At 72.7% G+C, this 26,869-nt stretch carries 24 protein-coding genes and 1 pseudogene; 20 read left to right on the top strand and 5 right to left on the bottom strand.

The features are described 5' to 3' along the window. The first annotated feature begins 7 nt into the window (after positions 1–7). The 12 genes and pseudogenes from PKE99_RS02765 (at position 8) to PKE99_RS02710 (ending at position 13,648) form a co-directional block, all read left to right on the top strand. Positions 8–343, top strand: a complete 336-nt coding sequence (locus PKE99_RS02765) for a cupin domain-containing protein (protein WP_037040176.1) — start codon at positions 8–10, stop codon at positions 341–343. Further along, the gene (locus tag PKE99_RS02760) at positions 340–1,491 is read left to right on the top strand and encodes a DUF3500 domain-containing protein (RefSeq protein WP_051736611.1); all 1,152 of its coding nucleotides are present in this window, start codon (positions 340–342) and stop codon (positions 1,489–1,491) included. The genes PKE99_RS02765 and PKE99_RS02760 overlap by 4 nt, the downstream gene beginning before the upstream one ends. Further along, positions 1,484–2,704 (top strand): CaiB/BaiF CoA transferase family protein, encoded by a 1,221-nt coding sequence (locus PKE99_RS02755; protein ID WP_037039634.1) that lies wholly within the window; start codon positions 1,484–1,486, stop codon positions 2,702–2,704. Before PKE99_RS02760 ends, PKE99_RS02755 begins: the two co-directional genes overlap by 8 nt. A 914-nt stretch (positions 2,705–3,618) precedes the next feature. Then, a pseudogene (locus tag PKE99_RS02750) lies at positions 3,619–4,560 on the top strand (integrase core domain-containing protein); the annotation flags it as partial. Between the two features lie 763 nt (positions 4,561–5,323). Next, entirely contained in the window at positions 5,324–5,674 is a 351-nt protein-coding gene (locus tag PKE99_RS02745) for an NADH-quinone oxidoreductase subunit A (protein ID WP_037040172.1), read from the top strand. Next, positions 5,665–6,999 carry a hypothetical protein gene (locus PKE99_RS02740; RefSeq protein ID WP_051736610.1) on the top strand — a complete coding sequence of 445 codons (1,335 nt, stop codon included), beginning with the start codon at positions 5,665–5,667 and terminating at the stop codon, positions 6,997–6,999. The genes PKE99_RS02745 and PKE99_RS02740 overlap by 10 nt, the downstream gene beginning before the upstream one ends. Positions 7,000–7,009: 10 nt before the next feature. Then, a complete protein-coding gene (locus tag PKE99_RS02735; protein ID WP_231498013.1) occupies positions 7,010–7,948 on the top strand; it encodes an NADH-quinone oxidoreductase subunit H in 939 nt (312 codons plus the stop codon). Beyond that, positions 7,949–8,506, top strand: a complete 558-nt coding sequence (locus tag PKE99_RS02730; protein ID WP_037039629.1) for an NADH-quinone oxidoreductase subunit J — start codon at positions 7,949–7,951, stop codon at positions 8,504–8,506. It begins immediately after the preceding gene. Next, complete coding sequence (locus PKE99_RS02725) at positions 8,503–8,808, top strand: NADH-quinone oxidoreductase subunit NuoK (protein WP_037039627.1); 306 nt, start codon at positions 8,503–8,505, stop codon at positions 8,806–8,808. The genes PKE99_RS02730 and PKE99_RS02725 overlap by 4 nt, the downstream gene beginning before the upstream one ends. 7 nt (positions 8,809–8,815) lie before the next feature. Beyond that, positions 8,816–10,660, top strand: coding sequence for an NADH-quinone oxidoreductase subunit 5 family protein (locus PKE99_RS02720; RefSeq protein WP_037039626.1), 1,845 nt, complete (start codon positions 8,816–8,818; stop codon positions 10,658–10,660). Positions 10,661–10,691: 31 nt separating this feature from the next. Next, the gene (locus PKE99_RS02715; protein WP_037039624.1) at positions 10,692–12,209 is read left to right on the top strand and encodes a complex I subunit 4 family protein; all 1,518 of its coding nucleotides are present in this window, start codon (positions 10,692–10,694) and stop codon (positions 12,207–12,209) included. Then, the gene (locus tag PKE99_RS02710; protein ID WP_037039623.1) at positions 12,209–13,648 is read left to right on the top strand and encodes an NADH-quinone oxidoreductase subunit N; all 1,440 of its coding nucleotides are present in this window, start codon (positions 12,209–12,211) and stop codon (positions 13,646–13,648) included. The genes PKE99_RS02715 and PKE99_RS02710 overlap by 1 nt, the downstream gene beginning before the upstream one ends. Before the next feature lie 1,331 nt (positions 13,649–14,979). Here the strand turns inward: PKE99_RS02710 and PKE99_RS02705 are convergent. Continuing rightward, on the bottom strand, positions 14,980–15,420 hold the full coding sequence (locus PKE99_RS02705; RefSeq protein WP_037039610.1) for an SPW repeat domain-containing protein: 441 nt from the start codon (positions 15,418–15,420) through the stop codon (positions 14,980–14,982). Between the two features lie 275 nt (positions 15,421–15,695). Here PKE99_RS02705 and PKE99_RS02700 point away from each other — a divergent pair, with 275 nt between their 5' ends. Further along, positions 15,696–16,181 carry a MarR family winged helix-turn-helix transcriptional regulator gene (locus PKE99_RS02700; protein ID WP_051736609.1) on the top strand — a complete coding sequence of 162 codons (486 nt, stop codon included), beginning with the start codon at positions 15,696–15,698 and terminating at the stop codon, positions 16,179–16,181. Continuing rightward, positions 16,178–17,959, top strand: coding sequence for a chloride channel protein (locus PKE99_RS02695; RefSeq protein ID WP_231498012.1), 1,782 nt, complete (start codon positions 16,178–16,180; stop codon positions 17,957–17,959). The genes PKE99_RS02700 and PKE99_RS02695 overlap by 4 nt, the downstream gene beginning before the upstream one ends. A gap of 75 nt (positions 17,960–18,034) precedes the next feature. Here PKE99_RS02695 and PKE99_RS02690 read toward each other — a convergent pair whose 3' ends face one another. Further along, positions 18,035–18,160: a hypothetical protein gene (locus PKE99_RS02690; RefSeq protein ID WP_269322903.1), complete on the bottom strand. Its 126-nt coding sequence runs from the start codon at positions 18,158–18,160 to the stop codon at positions 18,035–18,037. Positions 18,161–18,744: 584 nt separating this feature from the next. On the opposite strand from PKE99_RS02690, the gene PKE99_RS02685 reads away from it, so the two are divergent. Then, the gene (locus tag PKE99_RS02685) at positions 18,745–19,176 is read left to right on the top strand and encodes a nitroreductase family deazaflavin-dependent oxidoreductase (RefSeq protein ID WP_231498011.1); all 432 of its coding nucleotides are present in this window, start codon (positions 18,745–18,747) and stop codon (positions 19,174–19,176) included. 56 nt (positions 19,177–19,232) lie between these two features. Here the strand turns inward: PKE99_RS02685 and qcrA are convergent, their stop codons facing one another. Genes qcrA through qcrB form a run of 3 tightly spaced genes read right to left on the bottom strand, consistent with a single transcriptional unit; the run spans position 19,233 to position 22,644 of the window. Beyond that, a complete protein-coding gene (gene qcrA / locus PKE99_RS02680; RefSeq protein ID WP_037039609.1) occupies positions 19,233–20,354 on the bottom strand; it encodes a cytochrome bc1 complex Rieske iron-sulfur subunit in 1,122 nt (373 codons plus the stop codon). After that, entirely contained in the window at positions 20,351–21,142 is a 792-nt protein-coding gene (gene qcrC / locus PKE99_RS02675; RefSeq protein WP_051736607.1) for a cytochrome bc1 complex diheme cytochrome c subunit, read from the bottom strand. The genes qcrA and qcrC overlap by 4 nt, the downstream gene beginning before the upstream one ends. After that, the gene (qcrB, locus tag PKE99_RS02670) at positions 21,139–22,644 is read right to left on the bottom strand and encodes a cytochrome bc1 complex cytochrome b subunit (RefSeq protein WP_156067013.1); all 1,506 of its coding nucleotides are present in this window, start codon (positions 22,642–22,644) and stop codon (positions 21,139–21,141) included. Before qcrB ends, qcrC begins: the two co-directional genes overlap by 4 nt. A gap of 398 nt (positions 22,645–23,042) precedes the next feature. Here qcrB and PKE99_RS02665 point away from each other — a divergent pair, with 398 nt between their 5' ends. Genes PKE99_RS02665 through PKE99_RS02645 form a run of 5 tightly spaced genes read left to right on the top strand, consistent with a single transcriptional unit; the run spans position 23,043 to position 26,866 of the window. Continuing rightward, complete coding sequence (locus PKE99_RS02665) at positions 23,043–23,729, top strand: cytochrome c oxidase subunit II (protein ID WP_037039606.1); 687 nt, start codon at positions 23,043–23,045, stop codon at positions 23,727–23,729. Further along, positions 23,726–25,381 carry a cytochrome c oxidase subunit I gene (locus tag PKE99_RS02660; protein WP_051736605.1) on the top strand — a complete coding sequence of 552 codons (1,656 nt, stop codon included), beginning with the start codon at positions 23,726–23,728 and terminating at the stop codon, positions 25,379–25,381. The genes PKE99_RS02665 and PKE99_RS02660 overlap by 4 nt, the downstream gene beginning before the upstream one ends. Further along, complete coding sequence (locus tag PKE99_RS02655) at positions 25,378–26,070, top strand: hypothetical protein (protein ID WP_051736604.1); 693 nt, start codon at positions 25,378–25,380, stop codon at positions 26,068–26,070. The genes PKE99_RS02660 and PKE99_RS02655 overlap by 4 nt, the downstream gene beginning before the upstream one ends. Further along, positions 26,067–26,546 carry a cytochrome c oxidase assembly protein gene (locus PKE99_RS02650; RefSeq protein ID WP_051736603.1) on the top strand — a complete coding sequence of 160 codons (480 nt, stop codon included), beginning with the start codon at positions 26,067–26,069 and terminating at the stop codon, positions 26,544–26,546. Before PKE99_RS02655 ends, PKE99_RS02650 begins: the two co-directional genes overlap by 4 nt. Before the next feature lie 2 nt (positions 26,547–26,548). Next, positions 26,549–26,866 carry a hypothetical protein gene (locus PKE99_RS02645; RefSeq protein WP_051736602.1) on the top strand — a complete coding sequence of 106 codons (318 nt, stop codon included), beginning with the start codon at positions 26,549–26,551 and terminating at the stop codon, positions 26,864–26,866. Positions 26,867–26,869: the final 3 nt, after the last annotated feature.

The following is a 26,869-nucleotide window of genomic DNA, read 5'->3' as shown; positions in this document are numbered from 1 at the left end:
CGAGGACATGCGAGTCGTCAACCTGTCCGCCGCCGAGGCGTTCGAGTCCCCGGGACACAGCGGGGTCGCACCGCGGTGGGTGCAGGGCGGTCCGAGGACGCCCGTCGACCGGTTCACGGTCGTCCTCTCCCACTACGAGCCCGGCGGCCAGGCCGAGCCGGCCGCCCAACCTGCGGAAACGGTCTACGTGATCCTCTCCGGCCGGCTGACCTTCGAAAGTGAGGGCGACCGCGTTCCGGCGGGGCCCCGCGACACCGTGCACTTCGCGAAAGGAGAGGTCCGCAGCGTGACGAACGAGGGCGACGGCCCGGCAGACATGCTCGTGATCAGGGCGACGTCATGACCGCAGACGACCAGCTGCACCACGCCCACCCCCCGCGCAACCGGCCGATCGACGGTGACTTCGACCCGACCGCGGTCACCTTCGCCGCAATGGCGCTCTTCGACCATCTCGACGCCGCCCAGCGCGCCCGGATCGTGGTGCCGTTGAGCGACGAGAACCGGTTGCACTGGAACTTCCTGCCCGAGTCCGGGCGCGCCGGGCTCCCGCTGCGCGACATGACCGACACCCAGCGCTACCTGACCCACCGGTTGGTCGCCCAGAGCACCTCGCTCACCGGTTACGCCAAGGCCATCCAGGTGATGAGCCTGGAGAACGTGCTGCGCGAGCTCAACGTCGGGGCCTTCGGCCACGTCGCGGCGCACTTCCGCGACCCGAACGGCTACTACCTCACGTTCTTCGACCAGCCCCAGCCGGACGCCAGCTGGGGGTGGCGGCTCGTCGGCCACCACCTCTCGCTGAACGTCACGGTCGTCGGCCAGGACCGGATGGCCGTGACACCGTTCCTGCTCGGGGCCGAGCCGGCCCGCATCGGCCCCTTCCGAATTCTCGGCGAGGAGGAGGACCGGGCGTTCGCGCTGCTCGACGCACTGGACCCGGCCCAGCGCGCGACCGCCACGATCCATCCGGTACCGCCGCCGGACTTCGCCACCCGCTGCGTCCCGGTCATCGGCGCCGAGGAATGGCCCGACGTCCACGGTGTCGGCCGCCGCGACGCGATGATCACCGACGCGGACCGCGCCGCCCTGCGGTACGTCCGCGGCGCCCCCCGAGGACTGCCCCGGGCGGGGATGTCCCCCGCCCAAGCCGCGGCGTTCGACGAGCTGCTCGGCTCCTTCCTGAGCAACGTGCGACCTGCGCAGCTGGGCCGCGAGATGGACCGGATCCGGTCGGCGGGGCTCGACGCGCTGCATTTCGTCTGGGCGGGCGGGCACACGATCGACACCCCGCACTACTTCCGCATCGAGGGCCCGGTCACCCTCGTCGAGTTCGACAACACCGAGGACGACGCCAACCACGTCCACACGGTGTGGCGGGACCCGACCAACGACTTCGGCATCGATGTCCTGGCCGAGCACCGGGCGGCCCAGCACCGCAGCCCCTCGGGATCCGAGGAATCCAAGCCTCACGAGGGCGGCCGCGATGGGTGAGCCGGGTCCCGGCCCTTTGGCCGGGATGCTCGTCCTCGACCTGTCCCGCGCGCTTGCCGGGCCGCACGCCGCTATGGTCATGGGCGATCTCGGCGCCCGCGTGATCAAGGTCGAGGTGCCCGGCCGTGGGGACGACAGCAGGGGGTGGGGTCCACCGTTCGTCGGGGGTGAGGACTCTGCGGAGCGGGTCGCCACCTACTTCCTCGCGGCGAACCGCAACAAGGAATCCATCGCGCTCGACCTCAAGGACGCCGGCGACCACGCGGTCCTCGAGGCGCTCGCGTCCGAGGCGGACGTCCTGGTGGAGAACTTCCGGCCCGGCGTCCTCGACCGGCTCGGCCTGGCACCGGAGACCCTGCTCGCGCGCAACCCCCGGCTGGTCGTGCTCTCCATCACCGGCTTCGGCCACGACGGACCAGACGCCCACCGGCCGGGCTACGACCAGATTGCCCAGGGCGAGACCGGGCTGATGTCACTGACGGGCTCCGGCCCGCACGATCCCCAACGGGTCGGGGTCCCACTCTGCGACCTCACCGCGGGCCTCAACGGGGCGACGGGTGTCCTGGCCGCCCTGCTCGAACGAACCCGGACCGGCCGCGGCCAGATCGTCCGGACCTCCCTGCTCGCCGCCGGCGTCGGGTTGCACGCCTTTCAGGGCACCCGCTGGACGGTGGGCGCCGAACTCGGTCGGGCGAGCGGCAACCACCACCCGACGATCGCGCCGTACGGACTGTTCGCCTGCAAGGACGGCGCCGTCCAGATCGCGGTGGGCAGCGAGGCACTCTGGCGACGGCTCTCGGACGGGTTCGGCTTCCCTGGCGACGACCCGCGCTTCGATCGCAACGCCAACCGGGTCGCCCACCGGGCCGAGCTCATCGACGTGATCGAGGCGGCGTTCGCCGACCGGACGAAGGCCGAGCTCCTCGACGAGCTCGACCGGCTCGGGGTCCCCGCGGGCGCCGTCCGCACCCTGGACGAGGTCTACGCGTGGGACCAGGTCGCCAGCCAACGTCTCGTGGTGACAACCGACCACCCCGTCGCCGGGCGGATTACGCTCCCGGGCCCGGCCGTGCGGTTCTTCGACGCCGACGGCCGCGAGCGCACCCGGATCCGACACACGCCGCCACCCGCGCTCGACCAGCATCGCCTGCTCGTCCTTGCCGAGAGCGGCGGCAGGGCGCAGGAGGACGATCCGACGGGCCAACCGCCCTGAACACGGCCTCACCGCGTCGCCCCGGTGCAGCTCCCTCCCTCTTTGTCAGCACGACAGCGTTGGCTTCTCGACCTGGAGATGTCCCGCCTACGGAGGTTGGTGACGCGGCGGCTGCGGACACGCCAGGACGGATGATCTGATGTAGGGAGGACCTCCAGGCGAGGTACGAGCTCTCGAGAAACCGCACCACTCCTCGCGCCCGCACCACTCGCCGCGGCGCACCCCACTGCAGCTGCAGGCCCGGATCGAGCGGCTGCGCCGCGGCAGCAAGCTCGACCCCGGACCGCATCGCCTACGAATTGCGCCGCGAGGACGGCACTCGCATCTCCGCGGCCAGGGTGCACAACGTGCTGGTCCGGCTTGGCGTCTCCCGGTTGCGCGACCCTCGACCCGCCGACCGGCGAGCAGCTGCGGACCTCCGATCCGGCGACCGATGTCCAGTCGCCCTGGGTCCCGTGGAGGCTCCTGGCTTCGGAAACAAGGATGGAGCCATGCCGAGAGAGCAGTCGCCGGGCAAGCCGAGCACGAGCCGGTACTCCGAGGAGGAGAAGGCTACTGCGGTGCAGATGGTCCGCTCCCTGCGCGCGGAGCTGGGCAGTGTCCTGATACATCCGCACCGCCCGGTCCATCGTCTCCGGGTCGTACTTCCTCGGAGCAGCCAGTTCGCCAGTTTCCTTGCCGGATCAGCGCCTCCGCCAGATGCAGGCCGGTTCACTGTGGTTGGCCTGGTCGGTCGATGCGGGGCACCAGAAGCCAAAAGGTTACCGACTTCGCTGCGGGATAAATCGCAGAATCCGGAGAATTCGTCAGTCGGGCTTGCTATGTCTCAGGACATAGGTGACGATTCCGTGTCAGGACATCGGTGACACTGGGGGCGCTCTTGGTGGTGACACTTCCGCCGCGAGGCTGCGGCGGTGGCCGCCCAGGAACCCATCGATCCCCGTGTCCGCCTCGCGATCTCGCAGTGGCCTGACGACGCACCGCGCGGAGCGGTCTCGACGTTCTGCACCGAGCACGGCATCTCACGCAAGTCGTTCTACGAGCTGCGCAAGCGCGCTCGCGCGGAAGGCCCCGCGGCGGTGCTCGAGCCCAAGTCCAGACGGCCGCGGTCGAGCCCGTCGAAGCTGACCGAGCAGGTCAAGGCCCAGGCCGTCGCGGTGCGAGCCGCACTCGAGGCGTCCGGGCTCGACCACGGCCCGATCAGCGTTCACGACAAGATGCGCGCGATGGGCCTGAGCCCAGTGCCCTCGACAGCATCGCTGGCACGGATCTTCCGCGAGACCGGTGTCGCCCGGCGCGAGCCGCGCAAGAAGCCCCGCTCGGCGTGGCGGCGGTTCGTCTACCCGGCACCGAACGCCTGCTGGCAACTCGACGCCACCGAGTACGTGCTCACCGGCGGCCGAAAATGCGTGATCTTCCAGCTCATCGACGACCACTCCCGCTACGCGGTCGCCTCCCACGCTGCGGCCGGCGAGACCGCCCGCGACGCGATCGCGGTCTTCGACAAGGCTGTGGCCGCCCACGGCGTCCCCCAACGGCTGCTGTCGGACAACGGGACCGCGCTCAACCCGTCGCGACGGGGCATGGTCGGGCGGCTCGTCGGGCATGTCGCCGCGTTGGGTGTCGAGGCGATCACCGGCAAGCCGAACAAGCCGACCACCCAGGGCAAGAACGAACGCTTCCATCAGACCCTGTTCCGCTACTTGGACAAGCAACCGCTCGTCGCGACACTCGCCGAGCTCCAGGCTCAGATCGACGCGTTCGACCACATCTACAACACCGAACGCCCTCACCAAGGGCTGCCCGGGCGGATCACGCCGCTGGCCGCGTGGGAGGCGACTCCGAAAGCCGACCCACCCCGCCCGAAACCCGACCGGCCCGTCTACCGGCCGCCGGTCCCAGTCCGGCGGCCCCGGCCGACCCCGCCCCCAGGCCTACCTCCTGGCACACGCCTGCGAACGGTGAGCGCCAGCGGCGACATCGGCGTCGACATGGTGATCTACAAGATCGGTGGCGCCCACGCGTTCACACAGGTCCTCGTCGTCAGCGACGGCGACCAGCCCGGCGCAAAGATCATCGTCACCGACCTCGAAGGCGAGATCCTCGCCGAGCACACCAGGCCCGAGCCCGGCGTCCGCTACGTCGGCAACGGCCGACCCCCAGGAAGACGACCGAAGAACCCGGGAACGTCACCGAAGTCCTGACACACCAACCGTCACCGATGTCCTGATGCAGAACTGTCACGCCGGTAGACGGGCCGGTCGCGGCCTGAGCCCCTACCCGACCCGGGTCAGCCAGAGTCTGGGCAGTCCCATCCCTCGCCAGCCCCTCCGGCAGCCCTCTTGAAACGTGGATTCGGGTCATGAGTGGTGTCACGGCTGATAGCCGTCTCCCCGCACCTGAGCGACTCGATGGAGGGGGCCGGCCGTCCGCGACACCTGTGTCCTGCGACCTGCGCCGGCCCTGACGGTTGGCTCCCGCTGAATCGGGAAGAGGACTGAGGACTGAGCGAGTACCTCACCCGTCCGACATGCATGGCCGCGTTGGACAAGCGGCCCCGGGATCCTCGACGCGGGCCTCCGGGGTAGGGGTTTCGGCGGCGAGGTGTCGGAGGTGAGGATGAGCCAGTTCTGGCCAGTGTTGATCACGCTCGGGGTGGCGCTCGTGCTCGTCGCCGCGCTCTATGTGCTCTCGGCGATCACCGCGACGGCCCGGACCTCATCGGAGCTCGTGCCGTTCGCGGGCGGTGTACCGCCGACCCACCACGCCTTCTCCCGGTTCCATGTGCGTTGGTACCCGGTGACCATGGTGTTCCTGGCCTTCGACATGGAGATGATCTTCATGTACCCCTGGACACTGGTCGTGTCCCGGGTCGGGCCCTCCGCGGTGATCGAGATGTTCCTCTTCCTCGGCATCCTGCTGGCCGGAGTCGTCTACGCGTGGCGCGAGGGTGCTCTGCGATGGACCTGAGGACACGGCTGCGGCGCTACGCCGCTCGACGACCGCACGTTCTGGTCGTCGCCACCCGCAACGGGGCGGCCGTCCGCCTGGCCGTCGAGGCAGAGCTCGCAACACGCGGCTGGCCGGCCGCGACCGCTCCGGCCGACGCGGACGTACTGCTCGTCGCCGGCACCGCGGGACCCGAACTCGCCACCACTGTCGAGGACCTCTGGGCGACCGTCCCCCTTCCTCGCGCCTACGTCACCGTCGATGCGCCCGACGCCGTCGAGAGGGAGCTGAGCCGAGTCCCGGCCGACCTTGCCCGTGGCCGGTCGGCCGCCGGCCCGGTCCCGAACGCGGCCACCGCGCCGCCGGAACAGATCGAGGACGGGCAAGGCGACGAGCCTCAGGACCCCGGAGAGGATCCCGACGACGACAAGCAGGGCGAGCACGGCGGACACGACGAGATGGACATGCCCGGGGGCCTGCCGATGGCCGATCTCGGCGACGATCGGGACGGCTTGACGCTCGATCAACTCCACGTGGCGTTGGGGCCGGTCCTGCCGGATTGGCCGGCCGGGCTAGTGCTCGAGGTGGTCCTGCAGGGCGACGTCGTGCAGCAGGCCCACGCCAGGCTCGTCGACGATCCGCTCAGCAAGCCCTTCTGGACGCCACGCGAGCCGGGCGCCACGGACGGCGCCCCTGTGGACCCGAGGCGCCTAGCCGCGGCGCGGGAGCTCGACGCCCTGGCTCGCTTCCTGGCTGTGGCGGGCTGGCCCGCGCCCGCGGCACGGGCCCGCGGGCTGCGCGACGGGCTGCTCGCCGGGGATCCGCTCATACCGATTTGCGGCGCGGTCGAGGCGCTGCTGCGGCAGGTCCGCCGGTCGCGGACCCTGCGCCGGCTGCTGCGCGGCCTACCGCACGTGCCGGCCTTGTTCGCCCGGCGCCTCGACGCTCTCGAGCACGCCTCCGCAGCACTGAACGAGCCCACCGCGGGCGCCATCCGCTCTTCACTGACCGCATCGGCTGGGCGGCCGAGTCGCTCACCGCAGCGCACGCAGCCCAGAGCGGGCCTCCACGAGGTGGAACGCCTGTTGGCCGGCAGCGATCTCGCCGCCGCACGCCTGCTCGTCGCGGCAGCCGACCCCGTCACCGACGGCGGCACCTCCAGCACTGCCGGCGGCACCTCCGGCCTCGCCGCCGACACGCACGCCGTGAGCACTGGCCGAGACGTGGCGCTCCGCGCGGGACACAGCACAACGGGCTCGGACGGCGCGCGGGAAGGCGAGCGGCACGGAACGACCCTCGGCAAGCAGGTCGGCCCGATTGGACGCGGGGGGCATGATCATGGATGAGCCGGTTCCGGTGCCGGCCCCGACTGTGGCGCTGGCCTGGTGGTGGGCGCTGCTGCTGCCGCTGGTGTTGATCCTGGTGGCGTGTTCGGCGGTGGTCGTCGACGCGGCAGTGGGCGCGCGGGCGGCCGGCCGGCCCGGTGGGTTCACCGCGCCGGCGCGGGAGGTGGCGCGGCTGCTGGTCGGGCAGCGCCGCCGGACGTTGGCAGCGGACCGGCTGCTGTGGCGCGCCGGGCCAGTGGTGTTGCCGGTGGCGGCGGTGCTGGCCGCGGTGGTGATCCCGCTGGGCTCCCTGCCCGTGGCCGATCTCGGGATCGGGATCGTGTGGTTCAACGCCATGGAGGTCCTGGCGTGGGCCGCGGTGTGGCTGGCCGGGTGGGGACCGAACAGCGTGTTGTCGCTGGCCGGCGGGTACCGCTTCGTCGCGCAGGGGCTGGCCTCCGAGCTGCCCCACATGTTCGCCCTCACCACTGCCGCCCTGGGCGCGCAGAGCCTGCGGGTCACCGAGGTCGTGGCCGCGCAGCAGGACCTGTGGTTCGTGGTGATCATGCCGGTGGCGTTCGTGGTCTTCCTGATCTCGGCGGCCGCGATGGCGTTCTGGGGCCCGTTCGACGCCCCGATCGCCGGTGACCTCGCCGGCGGGGCGGCCGCGGAGCTGTCCGGGGTGGATCGGCTGCTCTTCCTCGGGGGCCGCTGGCTGCTGCTGACCGCAGCGGCGGCGATGTCGGTCCCGCTGTTCCTCGGCGGCGGCGCCGGCCCGCTGCTGCCCGCGTGGGCGTGGGTGGTGCTCAAGACCGGCGGGGTGCTGGCCGTCCTGGTGTGGGCGCGGCGGCGGTTCCCGACGATCCGGATGGACCGCTGGACCGAGATCTCATGGCTGGTGCTCGTGCCCCTCACGTTGGCCCAGGCGTTGGTGGTGGCCGTCGTCGTACTCGCGCAGGGAGGCCTCTAGATGGTCGTGGTGTCCTGGGTGCTCGCCCTCGCCGCGGTGGTGTCCGGGTTCGGCGTGTTCCGGCTGAACTCCATGGCACGGGTGACCTTCTCCCTGCTGGTCTCCTTCCTGGCCGTGGCCGGGCTGGTGCTGCTGCTCGGGCTGGACTACCTCAGCGCGGTGATCGTGCTGATGATGGTGATCGAGATGGTCGTGATGGCCGTCTTCATGATCATGTACATGATGAACCCGGCCGGTCTGATGCCCATGGCGATGTACCACAACAAGGCCGGGGCGATGACGATCTCCGTGGGCACGTTCGTGCTCCTCGCCGCCGGGATCCTGCTCGTCGACTGGCCAGAGCGCCGGGGCGCGCCGGCGCCCGATCCCACCTTCGCCCTCGGCCGTTCCCTGATGGGCGAGCAGATGCTGACCATGATGACGCTGGGGATCACGTTGTTCGCCACCATTGTGGCCACGGTCGTGCTCTCGACCGGGCGGGGCCGCTACGACCGCCTCGGCGACGACCTCGACTCGGCCACCGCCGACGATCCGCTCGGAGGAGGTGTCGGCCGGTGACGCTCGAGCTGTTCCTGCTGTCCGCGGCCGGCCTGTTCGCCATCGGGCTGTACGGGGCGCTGTCCCAGCAGTCGATCGTCATGCTGATGATGGGGCTGGAGCTGATGCTCAACGGCGTCATCCTGGCCGCCGCCGCGTTCTGGTACTTCCTCGCTCCGGCCGGCACGGAGGGCCAGGTCCTGATCGTCGTCGTGGTCACCGCGATGGCGATCGAGATGGCCGCCGGCTTCGCCGTGGCCACCGCGATCTACCGGGCCCGCCAGGTCGACATGACCGACGGCGCCGCGGACCTGAAGGGCTGAGCCGCTCGTGCTGCTGTGGTGGCTGATCGCCGTCCCGCTGCTGGCCGGGGCGCTGCTCGCGCTGGGCGGGCACCGCGCCGATCGGCCGGCCCCCATCCTCGGCACCGGTGTCTCCGTGGCCGTGCTGGCGCTCGCCGTGGCCGCCGCGGTGACCCGTCCGAGCACCGGGGCGCCGCTGTTCACCGGGATCCCGGCCGGGTTCGCCGTCGACGGGCTCTCCGCGGTGCTGGTCGTGACGGTGGCCGCGGTGCTGGTCGCGGTGCTCCTGGTCGCCGCGGGCGAGACGGACCTGCGGACCGCCCGGTTCACCGGCCTGATGCTCGTCTTCGCCGCGGCGATGCTCGCGACGGTGACCGCCACGGACCTCGCGCCGCTGCTGATGGCGTGGGAGGTCATGGGCGCGGCGAGCTGGGCGCTGATCGGCTACCACCACCGCGACCCGGCCGCGGTGCGCGGCGCGCACACCGCGTTCCTCACCACCCGCACCGCCGACCTCGGGCTCTACCTCGCCGCCGGTGCGGCGCTGGCCGGCGGCGTCGGGTCGCTGGCGTTCGACGCGCTACCGACGGCGTCCGGCGGCTGGCGGGATCTCCTGGTTGCCGGCGTGGTGGTTGCGGCGCTGGGCAAGTCCGCGCAGCTGCCGTTCAGCTTCTGGCTGTCCGGGGCGATGCGCGGCCCGAGCCCGGTGTCGGCGCTGCTGCACTCGGCGACCATGGTCGCCGCGGGCGCCTACCTGCTGGTGCGGCTGCACCCGCTGCTCGGCTCGGTCGGCTGGGCCGGTCCGCTGGTGGCGTGGACCGGGGCGGCGACGGCGCTCGGGCTGGGTCTGGCCGCGGTCGTCCAGCGCGACCTCAAGCAGCTGCTGGCCGCCTCCACCTGCGCTCAGATCGGCTACATGGTCCTCGGTGCCGGCGTCGGCGGCGGACCGGCCGCCGTGCTGCAGCTGGTCGCGCACGCGGCCACGAAGAGCCTGCTGTTCCTGGCCGCCGGGGCGTGGCTGACCGCGCTGGGCACCAAGCAGCTGGGCGGGCTCGCCGGCGCGGCCCGCCGGTTCCCGCTCGTGGGCGGGGTGTTCACGGTCGGGGCCCTGTCGCTGGCCGGGCTCCCACCGCTGTCGCTGTGGGTCGCCAAGGACGCCGTCCTGGCGGCGACGCTCGCCGCCCCGGTCCCGGGGGGCATCGCCCTGTACGTGGTCGGGCTGGCCGGTGCCGCCGTGGCCGCGGTCTACAGCGCGAAGGCGCTGTGGTTCGTCTGGCGGCCCGCCTCCCGGGCTGTCGAGCCGGGCGCCGAGCCGGAGCAGGATCCGACCGGGCGCGTGCCGGCCGTCGCCGGGCCACCCCTGGTGGTGCTCGCGGTCGGGGCCGCCACGCTCGGCGTCCTCCCGCTCCTCGGTCACGGCGTCCTCGCCCCCGAGCCCGCGCCGCACTGGTGGGAGCTGGTCGTCTCCGCGGTCGTCGCGGTGGCCGCGACCGGGTGGGGCTGGCGCAGCGCCGCCCGGCTGCCCGAGCCGGGGCCGGCAGCCCGCTGGTGGGACCTGGAACGGGCCGCCCGGCTACTGCTGGTCCGCCCCGTGCGTGGGCTGGCCGAGCGGCTGGCGGCGTTCGACGACCGCGTCCTCGACCGCGGCGTCGACTCCACCGCTCGCGGGACCCTCGCGCTGGCGCGGCTGCTCGACCGGCGCGCCGAGCCCGCGGTCGACGGCGCCGTGCGGGGTGTGGCCGACGGCGCGCGGGCGCTGGGCCGCTGGGCCCGGCGCCCGCAGACCGGGCAGCTGCACCACTACTACGCGCAGGCCTCGGTCGGCTTTGCGGTGCTCGCCGTGCTGGCCGTCGTCGTCGTTGTCGTGTCCTGAGTGGGTCGTGTCCTGAGAGGAGGGACCAGCGGTGCTGTCGCTGATCGTGTTCCTGCCCGCCGCCGCGGCGGTGGTGCTGGCGGCGCTGCCCGCCCGACTGCCGGCCCGGGTGTTCGTCGGGACATGGATCGCCGCCGCGCTGGCCGACCTCGCCCTGATCGTTGCCGCCTGGCTGCGATTCCCCGGTGCGGCGGCGCGTGGCGGGTACGCCTTCGAGGAGCGCCTGCCGTGGATCCCGAGCGTCGGGATCTCCTACCACCTCGGGGTGGACGGGCTGTCGCTGCCGCTGCTGGCCATGACCGCCGTGCTGTTCCTCGCCTGCGCAGTGTTCGCGCTGCGCGAGACCCGACGGGTCAAGCTGTACGTCCTGCTGTTCCTGGCCCTGCAGACGGTGTGCCTCGGGCTCTTCGCCGCGCTGGACCTGATCCTGTTCTTCCTGTTCTTCGACCTGTCGATCGTGTTCATGTACTTCGTGATCGCCGGGTGGGGGCACGCCGAGCGGGCCCGGGCCGTCGCGCTGAAGTTCTTCCTCTACACCTTCCTCGGTTCCCTGGCCCTGCTGCTCGGATTCATCCTGCTGTTCCTCGCCGCGCAGCCGCACACCTTCGACATCGTCGAGCTCGCCGCGGCGAACCCGCTAGCCGCCGGCGGCCCGTACGCCGGGCTCACCCTGCTCGCGATCGGGATCGGGCTGGCCGTGAAGACCCCGACCGTGCCGTTCCACACCTGGCTGCCACCCGCACACACCGAAGCCCCCGCCACCGGGTCGGCGATCCTGGCCGGGGTGCTGCTGAAGATGGGCACCTACGGCTTCGTCCGCATCGCGATGCCGCTGCTGCCCGCCAGTTGGCGGCAGTACGCCCTGGTCGCGCTGCTGGTCGGGGTCGTGTCGGTGGTCTACGGGGCGCTCGTCGCGCTCGCCCAGAACAACCTCAAGCGCATGGTCGCCTACACCTCGGTCAATCACATGGGCTACATACTGGTGGCGATCGGGGCGGCCGGGCTCGTCGTCGCGGGCGACGCCCAGGCCCGGTCCCTGGCCACCACGGGTGCCGTGGTGCAGATGGTGTCCCACGGGCTGATCACCGGCGCGTTGTTCCTGCTCGCCGGCGTCCTTTACGACCGGGGCCACACGTACGACTTCGGCGCCTGGTCCGGGCTGGCCGCCCGCACGCCGCGGTTCGCCGCGCTGTTCGCCGTGGCCGCGTTCGCCTCGCTGGGGCTGCCCGGCTTCTCGGGGTTCATTGCGGAGTTCCAGATCTTCACTGGCTCCCTTCCCGCGGCGCCGGTCCCGGTCGCGATCGCGGTGACCGGGATCCTGGTCACCGCCGCGTTGTTCCTGCTGGCGCTGCAGCGGCTGTTCCTCGGGCCGCTGCGCACGCCGGACGCTCCCGGCACCCCCCGGGCCGTGGTCGACCTGCGGGCGAGCGAGCTCGTCGCGATCGCGCCTCTGCTCGCGCTGGCCACCCTGATCGGGCTCGCCCCCCGGTTCCTGCTCGACCTCGTCGAGCCCGCCGCGACCACCGTGAACACCCTGGTCGCGCGGTGATGAACGAGAACCCCGCCGCGCTGGTCCCGGAGCTCGCGCTGCTCGGTGCCGCGGTGCTCGGGCTGCTCGCCGGTGCGTGGCTCCCGCGGCGGCGCCAGTGGCCGGTCGCGGTCCTCGCGGCGGCCGCCTGCGCGATTGGCCTCGTCGCCACCGGCCTGGCGTTCCCGCGGCCCCCGGAGACGGTGTTCGGCTCCTACGCCGTCGACACCACCACCAACGTGACCCGGCTGATCGTCCTGGTGGCGGTGCTCCTCGCCGTTGGCGCCTCGGTCGACACCGCCCGCGCCCGGCCCCGGGAGACCGAGTACTGGGTCCTGCTGCTGCTCGGCGCGCTCGGCGCCGTCCTACTCTCCGGCGCCACCGACCTGCTCCTGCTGTTCGCGGCCTTCCTGCTCGCCAGCATCCCGCTCTACGCCCTGGTCGGTTGGACCGCGACCGCGCCCGGGACCGAGGCGTCGATGAAGTACTACCTCTCGGGCGCCTTCGCCGGCGTCACCATGATCACCGGGGTGGCGCTGCTGTACGCCGCCGGCGGCGGCACCGCCTACGGCACCCTGCGCGACGGGCTCGCGGCCGCGGGCGGGCGGTCGGTGCCCGCCCTGGCCGCCGTCGGGCTGATCGCCGTGCTGGCCGGGCTGGCGTTCAAGGCCGGGGCGGTGCCCGCGCACTTCTGGGTGCCGGACGTCAGCGACGGCACCCCCGGCCCGGTCGCCGGGATCGTCACCACCATCCCCAAGATCGGTGCGCTGGTCGCCGCGGACCGGCTGCTCTCGGCCGCGATCCCCGACGCGGTCGTGGACTGGCCGCTGATCGTGGCGATCCTCGCCGCGTTGTCGATGACGCTCGGGAACCTCGCCGCCTTCTTCCAGAACTCCGTCCAGCGCCTGCTCGGCTACTCGGCGGTATCCCAGGTCGGCTACGTGCTGATGGCCGTCGCCGTCGGCGCCCGCACCGGTCAGGCGGCCCCGGCCCTGCTGCTCTACCTCGCCGCCTACGCGGTCACCAACCTCGGCGCCTTCGCCGTCGCCGCCGCGATCGTCGCGCCCGGCGGCGGCCCGGCCCGCGCGATCGACGACCATCGCGGGCTGGCCGGCCGCCGCCCCGTGCTCGCCACCGCACTCGTCGTCTGCCTGCTCGGGTTGGTCGGCACGCCGCCGACCGGGGTGTTCCTCGGCAAGCTCGCCGTGTTCACCGCGGCCGTCGACGGTGGGATGGCGTGGCTGACCGTCCTGGCGGTGGTCAACACCGTCGCCAGCCTCTTCTACTACCTGCGCTGGATCGCCCCGGTGTTCGCCGACGTTCGCGATCAGCAGACCACCGAGCAGCCCCGCCGGGCACGACCCTGGGCGAACGCGACCGCGCTCGCGGCTGCCGCCGGTTCCCTGGTGATCGGCGTGGGTGGCGGCCTCCTGGCCGGACTGTTCAGCGGCGCGCCCTGACCACCGGCAGCGCCAGTTCCGGCCGGGGCCAGTGCGGGCAGTACAAGCCGTATCGGTCGCCTGCCCACCGCCCCGACGGCGAGCTTCGGACTCCTCGCAGTGGTCATGCAGAAGGTCGTGAGTCCTGGTACGCGAGCGGCGCCAGGGAGAAGGTCATGGACATGATCGTCCGAAACTTGTGCGCGGGGCGGTCAGGCCGCTCCGGGGTGACGGCCAGGGGGAGATACCCCGGAGCGGCCGCGCGGCCCCGACCATGGGCCGCCGAGCGGGACCGGCCAGGCTACGGGCGTCCCTGCTCGCGTCCCATCGTGCCGGAGACATCGGGCGGGTCACCTTACGTTCCCCTTGCGACGTCGGTCCGGTTCTGCCGGTGCGCGCCAGTCCCGGGCTACCGTCCTGGGCGAGGCGGGGCGCGGCCGGTAGGTGCGTGGCCTGCGAGACGTGTCCGCTCGAGGCCGTCCACCGCCGCCGGGGGGCGTCCCGGCCACGCACCGCCTCACCAGCGGAGCCGACCTGGTCGTCGTGCGACCCCTCGAACCGTCGGGCGGGCCGGCCGACGCACCCAGAGATCCGGGTGCGCCAGGTCGCGGGACGGCGACTGGAAGCGGTCAGGCTCTCCCCTGGCCACGCTCGGCGCGGGTGACGGCATCACGTTTTCCACGGGCCTGTCCTCGCGGCCCGCTTCGTCAGGAGAACGTCAGGACGCAGCTGCCGTGGCCGGCCTTGGCCGGGTGTGCGGGTGCCGTCCCCGGGTTTGCGGGTGTCGTTCCCGTCCTCGTCGCTCGTCAGTCCGAGCATGGCCGCCCACGCCTCGGCCTCCGTCGACGCCCACCCGCCCAGCCGCGGTTCGTCCGCGGAGAGACGGAGCACCCACCGCCATCTCCGAGAGCGGCTGCTGAAGCCGACCCGCATCTCCATCGGCCATCGTCCTCACTGATTCCGGGCGACAACGTGACGGGGCAGGGCCACTTTGCGGTCGACTTACGGCAGGTTCAGCGGGCCCTCCCCTGCGCCGAGCAGCACGGCTGGGAGAGGAAGGAACCGGTCGTCTCTGGGTTTAGCTCCGCTCGGCGCAGCGCGGGCGGCTCTCATTGGCCTCCTGATCTCGTGGCGGATCAGCTGGACGTTGGCGGCCATGCCGTACGAAGCCGACGATCATGCCGATCTGTATCCCGACCAGCAGGTCGAGCTGTCGGAGTGCAGGGCTCGCGGGCCTACGGCGACATCCTGAAGACCTGGACGTGCCGGGCGGGCGTCAGCACCGCAAGTACTCGCGGAGCGCGGCGTACGACGGGTCAGAGTCGACCTTCGTCGCGGTCGCCGGGCGCTACTCACCGGTGCAGGAGGCGGGTGCGGTGGACCCGCAACGGCGCCGGTGCAGCGAAGGAGCAGGCGACCGCGCCGCTGACGGCCAGCAGCACGACGAGGAGGCCGAGGAAGAAGTTGTTCGTCCAGGCCACGGCGGACACCGTCTGCAGGTGCAGCACGAACGCCGAAACGATCACCCATACGCCGAGGGCACCGTTGAGCAGTCCGAGCGGCGCGGTGCGGACGGGTCGGGCGACCCGGACCGCGCCGAGGACGACGAGGGCCAGGCCCACTCCGACTTGGCTCCACACCCTCACCGGCCCGCCGAAGGTGATCAGTAGCGGGCTCAATGCCAGCCACGCGCCGACGACCAGCACCAGCGCGCTGCGCAGGCGGATGTCGTGCCTCAGTTCGCTCCTGACGGACCGCCCGGCCCGACCGCCCGCACCCGTCGACGCGGCCATGGTCTCCTCCTGTCCTCGCGTTCGTATCCTCCGAGGCTCCCCCTCCCGCGAGCCCACGTACACGCGAGGAACCTGACGTTCAGCTGACGATCGGCTCACGATCTTCCCGCCGCAGTCCGCCCTGTCCGCGTGGTGCCACAGACCTGACCAGGTACGCAGCACGGCGGGAGCTCGGCCCGCTCACACACCCCTGCGAAGCTTGCGATCACCTTGCGGTGGGACTGCACGCTGCGGACTCCCACCCCAGAAATATTGCTCCGTGCAATCATGTCTCAATGCAACGGTTCTGTAGGGCTGTCGGGGCCACGGCGGCCGAGGACCTGGTGGACGCGGTGATGACGGCGAGCCGGGCCCTCCTGGCCGTCGTCGCCCGCTCGCTGGCATCGGTGGACGAGGACGTGACGCTGCCCCAGTACCGGGCGCTCATCGTCCTGGGCCAGCGCGGGGCGCAGCGCCCCGCGGACCTGGCGAGCACCCTGGCGGTCACCCCGTCCACGGCCACCCGCATGTGCGACCGCCTGGTCACCAAGGAACTGGTCGACCGCGACCGCGTCGCCGAGGACCGGCGGGAGGTCCGGGTGACCCTCAGCGACCGCGGCCGGACGCTGGTGGACGAGGTGACGCGACGGCGTCGCGCCGAGATCGCCGGCCTGCTCGGGACCCTGCCGCAAGCCGACCGGGACGCCGTGGTCGACGCGTTGCACACCTTCGCCCGCGCGGCCGGCGAGGTGCCCGAGCCGGAGTGGGCGGTGCTCCCGTGACCGCCCTACTGAGCGCCGTCCTCGCCGCACCCGCCGCCGGGGCCCGCCGGCTGCACTCCTGGCTCGTGGGCAGCCAGTCCGGCCTGGTCGGGCTCGCGCTGATCATCGGGGGCGGCGCCGGGCTGGGCGCGGTCGTGTTCCGCTTCCTCATCATCGGCATCACGGACCTCGTGACCGGGCGGGACGACTTCAGCACCGCGGGCCGCGTCGCGAGCCTGCACCTGCCCGCCCTCGGCCCCTGGTTCCTGCTCCTCGCCCCGGTCGCCGGCGGCCTGGTCTACGGCCCCCTGGTCCACCGCTTCGCCCCCGAGGCCCGGGGGCACGGCGTCCCCGAGGTGATGGTCGCGGTGGCCCGCAACGGCGGGCGCATCCCGGCCCGGGTCGCCGCCGTGAAGTCGCTGGCCTCCGCGCTGTGCATCGGCACGGGCGGATCCGTCGGGCGCGAGGGCCCGATCGTGCAGATCGGCTCCGCGCTCGGCTCCTCCATCGGCCAGTGGCTCCGGGTGCCCGACCACCGCCTGCGCCTCATGGTCGCCTGCGGTGCCGCGGGCGGGATCTCCGCGACCTTCAACGCCCCGATCGCCGGGGTGTTCTTCGCCCTCGAGATCATCCTGCGCGCGTTCACCGCCGAGGCCTTCGGCATCGTGGTGATCTCCTCGGTCACCGCGAACGCCGTCTCCCGCGCGATCGTCGGCAACGACCACATCCTGACGTTGCCCGCCTACTCCCTCGGCTCGACCGCGGAGTTCCCCTTCTACGCCGTGCTCGGCCTGGCCGCCGGGGTCGTCGGCTGGGGCTTCGCCCGCGTGCTCTACCTGGTCGAGGACGCCTGCGACCACGTTTGGCGAGGACCCGAATGGCTTCGTCCGGCCGTCGGCGGGCTGCTCCTGGGTGGGGTCCTGTTGGCCCTCCCGCAGATGTACGGCGTGGGTTACCCGGTGCTCGAGGCCGGCATCTCCGGGCACTACGCCCTCGGTCTCCTGCTGCTCCTGCTGGTCGGCAAGATGGTCGCGACCAGCCTGACGATCGGCATCGGCGGTTCCGGCGGGGTGTTCGCGCCCTCGCTGTTCGTCGGCGGCATGCTCGGCACCGCCTTCGGCATCGCCGCCCAGGCCGTCTTCCCGGGCCTGGACCTCTCCCCCGGCGCGTTCGGCCTCGTCGGCATGGCCGCCGTGTTCGCCGCCGCCAGCCACGCCCCGATCGCCGCGGCACTGATCGTCTTCGAGCTCACCGGCCAGTACGCGATCATCCTGCCGCTGCTGGCCGCCGTCGCTCTCGCCACGGGGCTGAGCCACCTGATCTCCCGCGACACCATCTACACCCTCAAGCTGCTGCGCCGGGGTGTCGACATCGACGCCGACAGCCGGGCCGACGGCGCACTACGCACCCTCACCGTGGGCCAGGCCATGCAACCACCACCCGACGACGTGCCGGCCGACACCGCCGTCGACGACCTGATGCCCCTGCTCGGCGGCGCCCGCTACGGCGCCCTCCCGGTGACCGCGCCCGACGGCCGCTTCCGCGGCGCCGTCGTCACCGCCGACCTCGACCCCGGCGACCGGGACGGGACCACTGCCGGTCACCGCGCCACCCTGCTGCCCGCCCTCCACTCCGGCGACTCGCTGCACCACGCCCTGCGCGCCCTGAGCCACCACGAGACCACCGGCCTGCCCGTGCTCGCCGACGACCGCCTGGTCGGCTGGCTCGACCACCGCGACGTCCTCACCGCCTACGGCCGCGGGAGCACCGAGGACCGAGCGGATCAGCGCGTCCGGTGAGCCGGCCTGCGGGCCGGGGAAGGCGTCGTTCCGGTGCCGGCGTCGTCGCACGACGGGTGGGCGTCCCGGTAGGGCTCACGCCGGTTCACCGTGCACCTTCGTGTCGTCGGGGAACGTCAGCCCGATCATCGCCGACCACGCCGCCGCCTCGGAGGTGGCCCATCCGCTCAGCGGCGGATCGTCCTCCGACAGCCTGAACACCCACCACCACCGTCGGTGGCGCCTGCTGAAGCCGACCCGCATCTCCATCGGCCCTCGTCCTCATCCGGATCCAATCGCTCCAGGCAACACGGCGACCACGGTCGGCTTCCTTGCGGTCGTCTTACGCCGGGTCCAGCGGACCATCGGCTGCGCCGAGCTGCACGGCGTTCCCGAAGTCCGCTCCCGGCCGCGCGGTCGCTCCGCTCGGCGCCGCGACAGGGCGGGCCGCCGAGGACGAATGTTCCCTCGACGTTGCCCCGGCTCGGACCGGCGTCGACGCGCCCCTCGCTGCGGACCGGACCGGGGCCGGCCGGATCCGGGCTGTGCCTCGCCCGTCAGCTCTGTCACGACCTTGTCGCCTCCGCCCGGCCGGGCGGAGGCGCGCGGGTCGGTGTGTTCCTCGGCTCGGTCTGCGTCGGCTACGCGCGCCTCCGCGAGGTCGAGGCGCGATCGCAAGTCAACCGTCAGGTCGGGTGGGCGGCCGCGCTCGTACGGTGCGGTCGTCCTGCACCGCTGACCGAAGGTGGCCCGCCCTGAACGCCCGTCCCTCCCGCGTCCCCGGCTGGGTCCGCCTGCTCCTGGGGTTGCCGCGGCATCTCTACGCGCACGGGCTCGGGAGCATGCTCGGGGCGCGGTTCCTGCAGCTGACGCACACCGGGCGCCGCAGCGGCCGCCACTACGACACCGTCCTGGAGGTCGTCCACCGGGACCCGGAGGCCGGCGAGTACGTGGTGGTGTCCGGCTTCGGACGCGAGGCGGACTGGTACCGCAACGTGCACGCGGCGGGCCCCGTGGCCGTGACCGTCGGGCGCAGGTGCTTCCCCGCTCAGGCGCGTGACCTCGAGCTCGACGAGGCGGTCATGGTGATCGGCGCCTACGAACGCCGCAACCGGCTCCTCGCGCCGGTGGTCCACCGCGTGCTGTCCGCACTTGTCGGATGGACCTACCGCGGGACCCCGGCCCAGCGGTGGCGGCTCGCACGGGAGCTGCCGCTCGTCGGTCTGCGGCCCCGGTGACGGCCTGAGCCGGCCGTCCCGCCCGGTGCCGCGTCGCCCTCGTCGCTCGTGCGAGGTCAGTGCGAGCCACGCCCGATCTCCCAGAAGCTCGGCCCGACGGGGTCGGGGAAGTCGCCGCGGGCGACGAGGAACCCGTCGGCGTCGACGGTGATCGGCAGCTGCGGGAGCGGCCTGGCCGCGGGGCCGAAGATCGGCCGGGCTCCCTCGGTGATCTTGAACTGGGACTGGTGGCAGGGGCAGAGGAACACCTGGAGCCGGGTGTCGTAGAGGGAGGCCGGGCAGCCGAGGTGGGTGCAGACCTTGGAGAACGCGTAGTAGTCGCCGTAGTGCAGGTCCTCCCGGCGCGGCAGGTGGTCGACCCGGGTGCCGGGGGGAAGCCGGATGAGCATGACCGGGTTGTCGGGCGCCATCTCGGCGGCGTGCAGCGCCTCGACGTCCCCCCGCTCGCTCTCCCGGAACGGCACGACCGTGACCATCCCGTCGGGGTCGACGTCCTCGGGCCGGATCTTGACGATCTCGGTCGGGTCACCAGTGGTCTCCCGGAGGAACACCGTCTCGCCGCCGACCGGCTTCCAGCCGGTCGTCCACAACGGGGCGTCGCCGCCCTCCTTCCAGGGGTTGCGCACCAACCCGCCGATCGCGACCAGCCCGCCCAGGATCCCGACGACGCCGAGCCCGGTCAGCCCGAGCCGCCGGATCAGCGCGCGCCGGCCGAACCCGGTGTGCGCGCCGGCCTCGGCGAAGGTGGCCGCCGCGGTGAACCGGTCGCGCTCGGCCGAGGGCCCCTTCTCGAGGTGCTGCACCGCGACCTCGTCCGGGTAGAAGCTCCTGACGTACACGATCATCGCCGCGCCCAGCGCGCCGACCGCGCCGAAGAAGGTGATCCCGAGCAGCGGGGTGTAGAGCAGGTGGGCGGTGTGTCCCGGCGCCCCCGGCGGCACGTAGCCGGTGGGCCAGAACAGGTAGGCCCCGACGAAGGCCCCTGCGGCCAGCAGGGACAGCACCAGCAGCAGGGTGACGCGGCGGCGGTTGCGTCGTTCCCTGCGCGGGTCCGACGAGCCGGGGGGCGGCTCGTCGGTGACGATCCGGATCCCGTCGAGGGTGTGGCCGAGGTCGACCAGCTCGCTGCGGCTCAACCGTTCCAGCTCGGGTCCGGTGGGCTCCCGCGGCGTGCTCACGACCGGGCCCCGATCCAGGCCGCGACCCCGACCAGCGCGACGAGCCCGACCACGAAGGCGACCAGGCCCTCGGCGGCGGGGCCGAGCTCGCCGAGGGTGAACCCGCCGGGCGCGTTGTTCTGTCCGCGCACGGCGAGGACGTAGGCGATGATGTCCTTCTTCTCCTCGGGAGTGAGCTGCCGGTCGCTGAACACGGGCATGGCCATAGGGCCGCTGAGCATCGCGGTGTACATCTGTTCGGGGGTCGCGGCCTCGAGCCGGGGCGGGTAGCGGCCGTCGGCCAGGATGCCGCCGCGGCCGGTGAAGTGGTGGCACGAGGCGCAGTTGAGCCGGTAGAGCTCGCCGCCGTGGGCCACGTCGGAGCCGATCAGCTCCGGCCCGGTCTCGGCCGGCGTCGTCGGCCCCCCGCCGTTGGCCTGGATGTAGGCGCCGAGCGCCGCGAGGTTGGCCCGCCCCTGCTCGGTGTCGGGGTCGAACTGGGGCTGGGGGTCCTTGCGGTAGCCGCGGTCCTCGGAGCGGGCCAGCGGCATCCGCCCGGTGGACACCTGGAAGTAGACGGCGGCGTCGCCGACGCCGACCAGGCCCGGGCCGCGCCCGGGGGCGCCCTGCAGGTTCGCGCCGTGACAGCTGATGCAGGCCCGCTCGTACAGCGCCCGGCCCTGGTCGATCTGCGTCTGGCCGGTCTGCGCGGTCGCCTGCTGCGGGGCGGGCACGAGCAGGGCGTACCCGCCGCCGACGGCGACCAGGGCGGCCAACACGAGCAGGGCGTGCCGGAGCCGGCGGGTCATCGCTGCTCTTCCGTGACCGACCCGGCGACCGGCTCGGGCGAGGCGGCGGGCCGGTGGTCGACCCTCGCGCCGCCGTAGTCGAGCGGGATGGGCCGCCCGGCGTGGTCCGCCCCGCCGGGCGGGCGGCGGACCTCGAGGTACACGCCGTCGGGCCGCTCCTGCAGCACCCCGGTCCGGACCCCGCGCTCCAGGACGTCCCGGTCGGCGCGCTGCAGGCCCAGGCAGATCCGCCGGACCACCACGTAGGCGAGCGGCGGCAGCACCAGCAGCCCGATCCGGCCCGCCCACACGAGCAGCTCGAAGGGGATGTCGAAGGTCGCCGCGATCACGTCGGTGGCGCCGGAGGCGAAGAGGATGCCCCAGAAGGTGAGGCCCATCGCGCCGATCCCGGTGCGCGTGGGGTTGTCCCGCGGGCGCTGCAGGACCTGGTGCGCGCCCCGGTCACCGGTGCCGAGGCGCTCCAGCAGGGGGTACGCGGCGAGCAGGGCGAACATCAGCAGCGGCAGCACCAGGCCGACCCAGAACGGCGCGGGCACGGTGTAGGCGCCCAGGTGGATCTCCCACCGCGGCCACAGCCGCAGCCCGCCGATGAGGAAGCCGGCGTAGAAGTCGGGCTGGATGTAGGTCGAGACCTGGGAGGGCACGTACGGGCCCCACAGGAAGACGGGATTGATCTGGAAGATGCCGGCCATCAGGCCCAGCACCGCCAGCAGGCACACGCCATTTGCCACGGTCCTGCTGACGAAGCCGGGCACCGCACGCTCCCCCACCACCGTGTCCTCGCGGGCACCGGGACCCGGGAACTGGGTGTGCTTCTGGTACCAGACGAGCCCGATGTGCATCCCGATCAGCGCCACGAGCAGGGCCGGGACCAGAAAGACGTGGGCGATGAAGAAGCGGGAGATCCAGATGTCGCCGAAGAACTCGCCGCCGAACACCGCCCAGTGCAGCCAGGTGCCCACCAGTGGTACGGAGAGCAGTATTCCGGAGAAGATCCGCACACCCAGCCCGGACAGCAGGTCGTCGAGCATCGAGTAGCCGAGGTACCCCTCGAAGATCCCGAGCGCGAGCAGCGCGACCCCGCCCAGCCACGTCAGCTCCCGGGGCCGCCGGAACGCCCCGGTGAAGAAGTTCCGGGACATGTGCAGGATCATCCCGGCGACGAACAGCAGCGCGGCCCAGTGGTGTAGCTGCCGGAGGAACAGCCCGGCGCGGACCTCGAACGACAGCGTCAGCACCGAGTGGTAGGCCCGGGACATGGAGAGTCCCTGCATCGGCTCGTACGGTCCTCTGTAGACCACCTCGGTGGTGTCCGGCACGAAGAACAGCGCCAGGTACACACCGGACACGACCAGCACCGCGAACGAGTAGAGGGCGAACTCGCCCCAGAAGAACGAGTGGTGCTTCGGGAACACGTGGGACGCCTGCCGCCGGGCGCCCCCGGCTGCCTTGAAGCGGCGGTCCAGGGCGTTCGCGGTCGCCCGCGTCACGGTGCGCGCCACCAGCCCCACCCGTCACCCCCTCCCTCACGGTCCGGACCCGCCGGCAGCCCGTTCCCGCCGTACTCGTATCGAAACCCACGGCCCGGCGGAGGAAGCGTGGGACGGCGTCGGAGGAGTGCGCGACCGGGAGCACCGATCGCAAGGTGCCCGCAAGGTCTTCGGTCACCGACACCGGACCGAGAGGTCATCGCGGTCAAATCCGGCACGTCTCCTTGCGGAGACCTTGCGATGGCCGCACCGGCCCGGCGACCGCCGCCCGGTCGCGGTAGACCTTCCTCCGTCGCGGGCGGGACCGCGCTCCAGCCGCGAGCACCAGGTTTCGAACCGTCCGGTGTGGGCACAACGACGGCGGTTCGTGGGTGCGGGGCCGACGGACAGGACGACGGGAGAAGCGCTCGGTGGACTACCGCAGGGTGTTCGACCACGTCTTCGGCCTGCAGCTGTGGATCGCGGGCGGGGTGTTCGTGGTGGTCGCCGGCCTGCTGCTCGGCGCGCTGGTGTTCAACCGGGCCCGTAGGCGCGACAAGCTGCCGTTCGCCGCCGCCGAGCACAACGCCATCGAAATCGCCTTCGCCGTGTTCCTGGGCGGGGCGGCCGCGTTCCTGGTGTGGCTGAGCCTGTCGAACAACCACCGCCTCGACTACGGCGACACCCTCGCGGTGGCCCAGCAGAGCGGGCTGCCCGCCGGACAGCAGCCCGTCCGGGTCGACGTGACCGCCTTCCAGTGGTGCTGGAGCGCGGCCTACCCGGGCTCCACCACGACCGTCAGCGGCTCCTGCGCCACACCGGCCGACCGCCCGGTGATCGTCGTGCCGCAGGGTCGGCCGGTCGAGTTCGCGATCACCTCGCGCGACGTGGCGCACGCCTTCTGGATCCCGGACCTGGCGTTGAAGCGCGACGCCTACCCCGACCACGTCAACACCGTGCTGATGACCTTCCCGGAGACCGGTCAGTGGCTGGGCCGGTGCTCGGAGTACTGCGGCACCTACCACAAGGACATGGACTTCTTCGTCCGCGCGGTGCCGCCGGAGCAGTACCAGGCCTTCCTGCAGACCGGGTCGCTGCCCGCCCGAGCGGCCGCGTGACCGCCACCGAGCCCCGGGCCGCGGTCGAGGAGCCGCAGCCGACGCCGCGCCGGGTCCGCACGACCGTCCTGGCCTGGGTCACGAGCACCGACCACAAGCGGATCGGGCTGCTGACCCTGGGCACCGCGGTGGTGCTGATGATCGCCATCGGCGCGCTCGCGCTGACCATGCGCGCCCAGCTCGCCCAGCCGCAGCTGGACGTGCTGTCGCCGGACCGCTACAACCAGTTCTTCACCATCCACGGCTCGGGAATGATCTACCTGGTCATGACCCCGTTCGCCATCGGGCTGGGGCTCTACCTGGTGCCCCTGCAGATCGGCGCACCCAACGTCGCCGCTCCCCGGACCACGATGCTGGGCTACTGGCTCTACCTCGGCGGCGCGGTCACGATGCTCTCCGGGTTCGCCACGTCCAGCGGCGCGGCCGACCACGGCTGGTACGCCTACCCGCCCCTGGCCGGGACCCGGTTCACCCCCGGGCCCGGCGTGGACCTGTGGATCGCCGGCGTCGCGCTCGCCGGTCTGGGCATGCTGCTGATGGCGGCGACCGTGCTGTGGACCGCCCTGGTGAAGCGCACCCGCGGGATGACGCTGCTGCGCATGCCGGTCTTCAGCTGGTCGGTGGTCGCGACCAACCTGATGTGCATCGGGGCGTTCCCCTCGCTGCTGGTCGCCATGGGGATCCTCGCCGCGGGCCGGATCGAGCCGGACCTGTTCACGCAGAACGCCTGGAACATCGGGTACCAGCACGTCTTCTGGTTCTTCGGACACCCCGTCGTGTACGTGATGTTCTTCCCGTTCGTCGGGGCCGTGGCCGAGGTGCTCGCGGTGTTCGGGGCCCGTCGCTACTTCGGCTACCGGATCACCGTGGTGTCGCTGCTGGCCTTCGCGGCGCTCTCGATGAGCGTGTGGGGCCACCACATGTTCAGCACGGGGCAGGCCGAGAACGACTACTACTCGCTGACCTCCATCCTGCTGCTGGTCCCCGCGGGACTGGAGTACTTCGGCTTCCTCGCCACCCTGCTCGGCGGGCGGCTGAGCTTCCCCACCCCGATGCTGTTCGCGGTGGCCTTCGTACCCCAGTTCCTGATCGGCGGCCTCACCGGGATCATGATCGCCACGCCGGCGGTGGACTACCAGGTCACGGACTCCTACTTCATCGTCGGGCACTGGCACTACACGCTCGCCGCCGGCAGCCTGTTCGGCTTCTTCGCCGGCTTCTACTACTGGTTCCCCAAGGCCACCGGGCTGCAGCTGCGGGAGCGGATGGGCAAGGCGCACTTCTGGTTCTGGCTGGTCGGTACGAACGCCACCTTCCTGCCGATGTTCTGGCTGGGGCTGCACGGCATGCCCCGCCGCATGGCGAGCTACCTGCCGCAGGACGGCTTCGGCACCGCCAACCTGATCGCCACCCTCGGCTCCGGGTTCCTCGCCGTCGGCACCGTGATCTTCCTCGTGGACCTCGTCGTCTCCGTGCGCCGGCCCCGCCGGGCGCCCGACGACCCGTGGGGCGGCTTCACGCTGGAATGGGCCACCTCCTCCCCGCCGCCCCCGCAGAACTTCGATCCGGCCCATCCGGTCCCGCCGATCCGCAGCTACGCGCCCCTGCTGGACCTGCGACCGGACCTCGGCGGCGGGCGGGGACGACGGTGACCCCGCCCGTGACCCCGCCCTCGACACCGGGCGCGACCTCCGCACCGGCACCGCCGGACCCGCTGCGGCGGGCGGCGCTGCCGCCCTCGCGGATCGGCGAGCTGCGGACCGGCCATCTCCTCGTGGGCGCCTGGACCGCGGGCAACGGCGTCCTCGCCGGGATCATGCTCGGGTTCCGGCCCCAGACGATCTCCCTGCTGCTCTGGCTGTTCGACCTGCTCCTGGTCTCCGGATTCGGGCTCGCGGTGCTGCTCGCCCTGCGCGCCCGACGCGGGGTCGGGACCACCGTCCGGATGCCCGTGCGCAGCACCGCCGCAGTCCTGACCGCGGCCGGACTCACCCTCGCCGGCCTCGCGCTGGCCTACGGCTGGCTCTGGCTGCTCGTCGCCCTGTACCCGCTGGCCGCCGCGGCGGTCCTCATGCGCGGCGAGCGCGTCCCTGCCGGGACCCGACCCGAGCCCGCCGTGCTCGACGGCATGCCGCCCGCCCCGAACCCGCGCCCGCAGGAGTACGACGGCACCACCACCGGAGAGGCGGTGCCGGTGCCCGCCGGCCACCCCGCCCGCGATCCCGAGCCGGCCCCGCCTTCGGACCCGCCGCGCCGGCGCGGCCGCCTGCTCGTGCTCGCGGCCACCGTGCCCGCGGCCGTGCGGGCCGCCGCCCACGCCGTCCGCCGGAGGCCGCGATGAGCCACGTCGCCCACATGGCCGCCGCGGGTCTTCTGGTCTCCGTGCTCGCCCCGCTGTTGCTCCTGTTGCTGCGGGCGCTGCGCGTGGAGCCGCCGGCGCTTCCGGCACCCGTCGTGGCGCCCGCGTTCGTGCTGCTCCACGCCGCCGCGAGCCTGGTCCCCGCGCTCGCCGGGATCGCCCCGGTGCTGCTGCTGGCCGGCGGCGTGCTGTTCTGGACCCCCGTCCTCGGCCGCCCCCGCCTCTCCCCGGCCGGCCGCATCGTCTACCTCTTCGCGACGATGCCCGCCCTCGACCTCCCCGGCGTCTGGTTGGTCGCGCGCGGCGACGGTCCCGGAGGCATCGCGATGGTGCTGGGCATGCTGCCGATCGGGCTGGCCGCGCTGGGCCTGGCCTGGCGCTGGATGACCGACGAGGAGCGCCGGGCCTCGACGGACGAGAGCGCGGACGGGACCACCCACGAGACGGCGAGGAGCTGACCATGCCGACCCGCGACCAGGTCGCCGCCCTCCTGGCCCAGGGACTGGCCCCGGAGGAGATCGGCCGCAGGCTCGGCATTCCCGCCGGCCAGGTGCACCTGATCGGCACCGGGGTACCGGCCGACGGGAGTGACGCCTTCACGAGCCGGGAGCGCGACGAGCGCGGGGTCCTCGGGGCCGTGCAGCACCTGCTCGGTGTCCCCGTGCGCAACCCCACCAGCCGGGAGGCGGTCCACGACTGGATCCGGCGGCGTGTGGCGCAGGACCCCGCGATGCGGGCGGCCCAGCACCGCAACGACGAGCAGCAGGAGGGCGAGTAGCCG

This window comes from Pseudonocardia halophobica (assembly GCF_027922425.1).
GTDB lineage: Bacteria > Actinomycetota > Actinomycetes > Mycobacteriales > Pseudonocardiaceae > Pseudonocardia > Pseudonocardia halophobica.
Note: the sequence above shows the minus strand (reverse complement) of the source record. Positions and strands in the feature narration are given on the sequence as shown.

Bases quoted from the DNA above. Each gene is read 5' to 3' on its own strand.
- PKE99_RS02765 (WP_037040176.1), top strand. From the start codon at position 8: ATGCGAGTCGTCAACCTGTCCGCCGCCGAGGCGTTCGAGTCCCCGGGA.
- PKE99_RS02760 (WP_051736611.1), top strand. From the start codon at position 340: ATGACCGCAGACGACCAGCTGCACCACGCCCACCCCCCGCGCAACCGG.
- PKE99_RS02755 (WP_037039634.1), top strand. From the start codon at position 1,484: ATGGGTGAGCCGGGTCCCGGCCCTTTGGCCGGGATGCTCGTCCTCGAC.
- PKE99_RS02745 (WP_037040172.1), top strand. From the start codon at position 5,324: ATGAGCCAGTTCTGGCCAGTGTTGATCACGCTCGGGGTGGCGCTCGTG.
- PKE99_RS02740 (WP_051736610.1), top strand. From the start codon at position 5,665: ATGGACCTGAGGACACGGCTGCGGCGCTACGCCGCTCGACGACCGCAC.
- PKE99_RS02730 (WP_037039629.1), top strand. From the start codon at position 7,949: ATGGTCGTGGTGTCCTGGGTGCTCGCCCTCGCCGCGGTGGTGTCCGGG.
- PKE99_RS02710 (WP_037039623.1), top strand. From the start codon at position 12,209: ATGAACGAGAACCCCGCCGCGCTGGTCCCGGAGCTCGCGCTGCTCGGT.
- PKE99_RS02705 (WP_037039610.1), bottom strand. From the start codon at position 15,420: ATGGCCGCGTCGACGGGTGCGGGCGGTCGGGCCGGGCGGTCCGTCAGG.
- PKE99_RS02700 (WP_051736609.1), top strand. From the start codon at position 15,696: ATGCAACGGTTCTGTAGGGCTGTCGGGGCCACGGCGGCCGAGGACCTG.
- qcrC (WP_051736607.1), bottom strand. From the start codon at position 21,142: ATGACCCGCCGGCTCCGGCACGCCCTGCTCGTGTTGGCCGCCCTGGTC.
- PKE99_RS02650 (WP_051736603.1), top strand. From the start codon at position 26,067: ATGAGCCACGTCGCCCACATGGCCGCCGCGGGTCTTCTGGTCTCCGTG.
- PKE99_RS02645 (WP_051736602.1), top strand. From the start codon at position 26,549: ATGCCGACCCGCGACCAGGTCGCCGCCCTCCTGGCCCAGGGACTGGCC.